The following is a 7536-nucleotide window of genomic DNA, read 5'->3' on the forward strand; positions in this document are numbered from 1 at the left end:
ATGATGACGTATCGCACAGGCATCGCAGACCGGCCGTCGGATGCTTCTTTTATGATTGCACATCTGAAAGAGCCGACTGTCTCAATCAGCGAGGCCTGTCAGGCTGCATATTATACAGGTGTCGATACAGTGCAGGCCGTCACAACCAGTGAGACAGTGGCGCGCCTGGGTTCGACAGTCCATCCACGCGCGCAGAAGGGACTGGGCCTACGACCAGGTCATCCCATCACAGATCTTGAACTTGCGAATGTCATGAGCGGACGACGTGCGGATGGAAACCGCGTCCCAGGCAAGCAGATTCAGAAAACAACAGCCAGCATAGCTTCGGTGCTTGAACTGTCGTCAAACAGTCTTCCTGACGCGCTCACATTAAAACGCATCTCTGGAATTCTGCGAAAGAAAATCCCCCGAACGCAGAAAGCTCTTCTCCGACAACAGGCCGCGGCAAAGCGGTTGTTTGCACTGTACGGGCTTCCGTCCGATCAGAAAGCAGGACCGGAGCTTCTGCGGCGTTTTGGAGACGGTTTTGACTATAATGGCCTCTCCATAAACCAGGATCGGTTCTTAAAATCTTTAGGACACAAACATGAGTCAGTTGGTTATATCGATCTGACTTTTTCAGCCGATAAATCCCTTTCGGTTGCATGGGCGCTTGCAAGAACACCCGCGGAACGCGCCTGTCTCTTGCAGGCGCATCAGGATGCTGTGTCGCGTGTCATGCGTGATGTCGAGGCAATAATCGGACGCGCGCGGCGTGGCAAGGCGGGACGTGATGGGTATGACTCTGGCGCCATCGCATGGTTCGGGTTCCTGCACTATACGGCGCGACCAACGGTTTATGTCCCTGAAAACGGTCAGGACAATAACCTACAGACGCAACTGGTGACGGTCCGAACACCCGGTGATCCTCAATTACATACGCACTGCGTTATTCCGAACTTCGTTTTCACGGAATCAGGGCATGTCGGCGGTCTTGATCTTGCGCGTCTCCAGGGACGCGTCAAAGAGATCGGGGCGCTCTATCAGGCCTATGTCGCAGACAATCTTCGACAGAATGGTGCAGAAGTCGCCCTCAATCAGAAAACCGGAGCGGCTCAGCTGGTGCAAGTGCCAGAAGAAGTTCGCACAGCGTTTTCAAAAAGAACACGCCAGGGAGAGGATGCAGCCCAGGACTATGCCCGACAACAGAATGTCGACTGGTCCCGTCTTGATGCTGATCAGAAAATACGTTTCCTGAAGCAGGGGATACAGGGGAACCCGCGACAACCCAAGACAGACGATCTGGCAGATCAGGATGCATGGCAGCAGACAATAACTCAACTGGGATGGACGATTCCTGATTTTCTGACCGGACACGACACGGGGACATTACACGATCCAGCGTCCCGGCTTGACGCGGCTCACCGCCTGACCTGTGCGTTTCTTGAAGATCCTTTCCAAAAAAGCGCCGTTCTGGACGGATCGATTATTCGACTTTGCGCAGCACGCGCCTTGATTGATGTCGGCATCGACACCTCCGCAGACATCGACACGGTCGTTTCTATGGTCCGCGAGAACCCGATCATGATCGACGGTATTCGGACTGAAGTTCTCTCCATAGTTAATGAAGACCGCCGAGGAGATCCTCGCCTGCGCATCACCACAAGACTTCAGGCAGATCACGAGAAGGAGGTTATCGATCGCGCCCTTAAAGCCGCCAACAATCATTTCGGCGCTTTAAGCGAGGCTGAAATCGATCTCGCGATCGCTGCTGGTGGTCTTAATTTCCGGGGCAAGCATGGAAGAAGCCAGCGTCAGGCCATGAGCATACTGGGCACCCAAGGGCGTCTGGCTGTACTCATCGGCGTTGCCGGCTCCGGAAAAACGACATTGCTGACGCCACTTGTACATGCCTGGGCGCAAAGCGGTCATACGGTTTGGGGAACGGCCGTGGCCTGGAGACAGGCCGACGATCTTGTTGGTGCAGGTATCGCTCAGCACCGCCTTGTCGCGACCCATCCTCTTCTTTGCGGGATAAAGAACGGCAATATTCGACTGGATTCCCGATCGGTCCTGATTGTCGACGAACTGAGTCTGCTGAGTACGGTGCAGCTTCTGGCGCTGCTCCGCGCCCAGGCTATGACGGGCTGCAGGCTGGTAATGATTGGGGATGCCCGGCAATGCCAGTCCGTCGATGCGGGACCGACCGTTGGCCTGCTTCAGCGCGCATTGGGAAAAGAAAAAATCCCGGAATTACTCTCCAGTGTGCGACAGCAGACAGAGACTGAACGGGCCACAGCTCTCCTTTTCCGCCATGGCAGAGCATTGGAAGCACTGCGCCGAAAATTTGAAGATGGATCCCTTCTCTTTGCAGACGGCGACGACCATCAGGTCGCTGAACACATCGCCGATCTCTGGCTGGAACGGCATATTGTCTTGAAAAAGGAGACACAAAATACACTGACAGTCAGCGCGCCAACGAACGCTGACGCCCGTATGATCGCTTCTGTAATCCGCGACCGGAGGCGCTCTATTGGCGAGCTCGACAAAGACCTTGTGATCCTCAAAGCGATGGATCAGCACGGGACGCCCTACGATCTCCCTTTGGCACGTGGCGACAGGGTTCGTCTTTTCAAGAGAACAAATGCAAAACGCGATGATGGTAAGCGCGGGATCATCGGCAATAATGGCAGTGTGCTGGAAGTGCTCGATTACAGATACGGCGGTCTCTATCTCAGAAACAGTCATGGCACTTGCGGCTGGGTCGACCTGGAAACTCTGGCAAGCCCGCAAGACGACCGGGTTCTTCTGGGATATGGCGATGTCCTGACAATCGATGCATCACAGGGACTGACATCGACCGAACATATCCTGGCCATGCCACGGGGGTCGGGACATCTTGACGCTCATCGCGCCTATGTAGGCGCGAGCCGACATCGCTTCAGGAACTGGATCGTGACATCTGAGCGCGCTGAGCGACGGAATATCATGTCACGACGCGGCATGGGGAGCAGGCAATCCATCGGCCGCGACGACATCCTGACAGCCATGGCCGATAATCTGGACCGACGCGACCAGAGGCTGTCCGCCCTTTCCTTACTGGAAGACGCCAGAACACTCCGCGCGGATGCTTTAAAGAGTTTTCATAAAACACTGCTTCAGGCCGAGCGGCGCAATGCCCCCTTATCCCTTAAACTGCGGTTGAAACAGGCGCGTCAGAAGCAGATCCTGCAGGGCAGTTCGTCTCTCAAGCCTGTTGAAGAACTCCTGAGGTCCCCCTTGCCTGAAATCGGCTTCCGATCACAAGACATGACCGAAAATCTGAAAACATCCCTTCGAACACAGACCTACATCGCCATCGCAAAAAACAGTGTCTGGTTCGAGAAGTCACATCGACGTCGACGTCGACGCGAGGCTGTCGCCGAAGCGCTTCAACGAACCGGCCTGTCAGATAACCCTCAGTGGCATTGCATTGCCCGCGATGTCTCGCCTGAAGACCTCGATCTGACAGCGGATGCGGAATATCGCGCTCTTTTGTCACGCGGGAAAAAAGATGCAAATGGTCTCTGGATTGATGCAGATGCACTCCGATCGATTCAAAATCGACTTCTCAGACAAGGACGGGATGCAAGGCGCCTGAAACCCTGTGGTCTGAAATACGCGACAGCGCAGGTTGAGCGATTATTTGACCTGACAGCGCGTCATCTGGACAGACCAGGAGCAGACAATCCGGCAAGTTCCCTCGCCCTGCTTCTGTCTTCGCCTGCGCGCCAGTCGTTTAGCGCTGCGGCAACACTTGTTGCCGATCTTCAGGAGATGGGGATGACAATCTCCCGCGATCCGACATCCGTCGCCAATCGTATCTATCTTGACCAGAAGCATGTTGCACAGGCGCTCTCGAGATACGATGTAAAGACAGTAACAGCTGTTTGCGATCGACTTTTGCTGGTTCACGATTTCACAACGAGAAGAGCGCGCTCAACGCCAAGCCCAGCACTGAAAAGAGAAAATCGGAAGAATAGTCCGGCCATGAGGCGATCGCGCAGGGAACAGAAAGACAGAGAGCGAGACTGAACAATGATCCGAAAACGACCAGGCCGCCCCCGTCACAAAGCTCCCGCGCCAATTCCTCCCCTTGAACTGCCGATGTCGTTGCCCGCAGAGAGCATGAATTTGAGACTGCAGGCCGTTCTCCTTGAAGCCGCATACGCATTTGCTTCGGACCCCAAGGCAGGACCGGAAAAGAACCGGCAGGTCACGGAAGTCATCCCCCCTCGGATGAAGGTCAGAACATATTTTTACGGACGTCTGCGTCTCATGAAGATGCAGCGGGAGATGAATTTCCTGACCAAAACCCTGACTGATCCTGACCATCGTGTTTTTGGAGATTTTTGCTCACTCGCGCAAAAATCTCTTCCTGAGCTGAATTCATGCCTGAGTGCAGCGATGGCCAGACGAAAAACGGGAGCGCAATCCGAACCTCAGGACGACAGAAAACTGGCGGCTTTAGGAGAACATATCCGTCTGCAGGCACTGACATCGGCGATTAAAACGCTCAGCAGGAAACTTGCCGTAGTGGATGAGGATCGACTTTTCGAGAATTATAATCTCTTCTGGCGTCCCCTTCTGCAAGACGCATGCGCGGTCATCGGATTTTCAGTTCACGTCGCAATTCGTCTTCGTCTTTTTCATCCTGAACAACCTCCCAGATGGGGAAGACTGGCATTTCTTTTCGATCTCAGTCGAGCTGTAGAACGTGGACACTTACCACCTGCTGCCCGGCTCATAGACGGATCCGCACCCGCTGCAAGACACGCTCAGGATGCATATGTTTGTATCCGAAATGGAAGAGCGGGTGCGCCTGAGACAAGTACCTGTCGAACCAGATTTATGCTTTTGAAACATCATTTCCACTCCGTTGGACATATTCTGGGAGCGATGAATATTCTGTCCTCAGCTGTCGAAGATCCATCAACAGGAGCAAGAGCCGACTGGCCAGAGACTAAGGAAGATCTGGGTTATCGCGACATTCGGGCCGGACACACGATCCTGCACCATACAGACTGGGACGACCTGACCACAGGTACCATTGCTCTGGCTTTAGCACTGCAAAACGAACTCACCGTCAAGCAACAAACGAAACCATCCCCTGAACCCATCTTACGCCTCCATGAACTCGTTCTCATCAAAAGCGATATCAAAGCTGCCGAGCTTCGGAGAGGCCATCGTTTTACACCTGAGTATCGAAAAAAAAGGCGTCCCATCAGTCCTTTGACGGGTATTGCATTTGAGCCAGAACCTCTTTTTGGTCCGAAAATTCCAAAAGGTTTCAATTCTTCGACTTGGATCACCACCTCTGCTTTCTCTTGTCAGGCCGTCCCCTCCTATCGTGAAAATGATCTTTTCCCAACATCGCTGGCCTCGGTGGGACAGGATAAGACAGAAGAGGCCATTGATCATGACGCAGAGGACAGGACGCTTTGCGTAATTACTTTTTCCGAAGTGCCAGAGGTTTTTCTTGATATCTTCAGGAAATATATTCCTCCCAATCAAAAATAAGGCAGCCTCCAAAAAGGATACTGGAGCGCACCTGATCAGCAACGTTCAGAGGTAACGAGCAACACCCCCCTTTTTTGATGACCTTGGATCACACGTGTAGACATTCATTAAGATTATTTAATATTTCAGCGACAACGAATTTTTTTCTCTCATACTGACGAGCGATGAATGAAGCACCGTTGTCGGAGCTTCATCATGTCCTCGCAATTTTCTTCAGAGTCATCGCGCAAAAAGCCTGAGCAGAATCGTGAGCCCTCAGACGCCCTGATTATTCTTGTCCGTTTTTTAGCCCGCGAAGCGGCCCGACAATGCTACGAACATCAAGCTGCTCATTCCCTGACCAAGATCACGTCACCCTCAAAAAAGAAAACCCCACCATGAAAGTTGTCCTTTATGCGCGTTACTCCTCGGACAACCAGCGGGATGCGTCCATTGAGGATCAACTCCGGGCCTGTCGCGGTTATGCTGACACACAGGGTTGGACGATCGTTGACAGTTACAGCGACCGGGCGATTTCGGGGGCGTCCTTGATCCGTCCTGGTATCCAGGAGCTCATCACGGATGCCAATGCGGGTCGCTTCCAGATCCTCCTGACAGAAGCGATGGATCGCCTGTCCCGTGATCAGGAAGACATCGCCGGTCTGTTCAAACGCATGAGCTTTGCAGGGGTAAAGATCGTCACCCTTTCAGAGGGTGAGATCAATCATCTCCATATTGGCCTGACCGGCACGATGAATGCGCTCTACCTCAGGGAACTGGCCAACAAGACCCGGCGGGGTCTGCGTGGCCGCGTCGAACTGGGCAAATCCGGTGGCGGCCTGTGCTACGGCTACGATGTTGTCAAACAGCGCGACAGTCATGGCGAGGCGATCTGCGGCGAACGCGCCGTCAATGACGAGCAGGCGCAGATCGTCCGCCGGATCTTTCGGGACTATGCCGACGGCAAATCTCCCAAAGCCATTGCTCTTTCTCTGAATGCTGAAGGCCATCGCGGCCCTCTTTCCGGAGCATGGAGCCCATCAACGATCAATGGCAACCGGGAACGCGGCACCGGCATCCTCAACAACGAACTCTATATCGGCCGACTTGTCTGGAACCGCCTGCGCTACATCAAGGACCCGAGCACCGGGAAACGGGTGTCACGCCTGAACCCTGAATCCGAATGGGTTCTTCAGGATGTTCCTGATCTGCGCATTATCGAGCAGGATCTCTGGGATGCGGTCAAAGCCCGTCAGAGCAAAACGACCTGGTCCCAAAAATCCCGCGGTAACGGCGTTCATCCCCTCAACGCCCTGCAACGTCCGACCCATCTTCTGACAGGCCTCATCAAATGCGGCTGTTGCGGCGGTGGCTTTTCAATGATCTCGAAACACCATCTCGGCTGCTCGACAGCCCGGAACAAGGGCACCTGCGAGAACCGCCTGACAATTCGACGGGACGTTCTGGAAAAATCCGTTCTCAACGGTCTGCGGACCCAGATGATGGATCCCGCCCTCTTCAAGGAATTCTGTGACGAGTTCACACGAGAGGTCAACCGGCTGCGGATGGAAAAAGGAGCCGATCTGACTACCCTGAAATCCGAACTTCCCAAAATCGAGCGCGAACTGAACAAGGCCGTTCAGGCGATCCTGGATGGCTTTGCCAGTTCTGCTCTCAAAACACGCATGGAGCAACTTGAAGCGCGCAAGGCCGAGATCGAAGCGCGGCTGGCCGAAGCCCCTTCCCCGCCGCCTCTGCTGCATCCGAACATGGCGGAGCTCTATCGTCAGAAGATCGGCGCCCTTCACGACAGCCTCCAGAACGAGGTCAGCAGAACACAGACGGTAGAAGCGATCCGTTCTCTGCTCACACGGATCAAACTCATTCCGGAGAATGGAGAACTAGAGATTTTCCTTGAGGGCGACCTTGCTGCGATGCTGGGCTTTGCATCAAACAGGAAGAGCGCCATGCATCACCCTGATGCTGGCGTTCTTGATCGGTTCTTGGTGCAGGGTTCAC

General features: G+C 54.1%; 3 protein-coding genes. All 3 read left to right on the top strand.

Translation table 11 applies throughout. The features are described 5' to 3' along the window. Entirely contained in the window at positions 1 to 4053 is a 4053-nt protein-coding gene (gene mobF, locus GFJ39_RS09315) for a MobF family relaxase (RefSeq protein WP_194285333.1), read from the top strand. Between the two features lie 72 nt (positions 4054 to 4125). Further along, positions 4126 to 5538 carry a hypothetical protein gene (locus GFJ39_RS09320; protein ID WP_153431074.1) on the top strand — a complete coding sequence of 471 codons (1413 nt, stop codon included), beginning with the start codon at positions 4126 to 4128 and terminating at the stop codon, positions 5536 to 5538. A gap of 377 nt (positions 5539 to 5915) precedes the next feature. Further along, on the top strand, positions 5916 to 7536 hold a 1621-nt coding region (locus GFJ39_RS09325), incomplete at its 3' end, for a recombinase family protein (RefSeq protein WP_153431075.1).

The organism is Gluconobacter aidae, assembly GCF_009547075.1.
GTDB lineage: Bacteria > Pseudomonadota > Alphaproteobacteria > Acetobacterales > Acetobacteraceae > Gluconobacter > Gluconobacter aidae.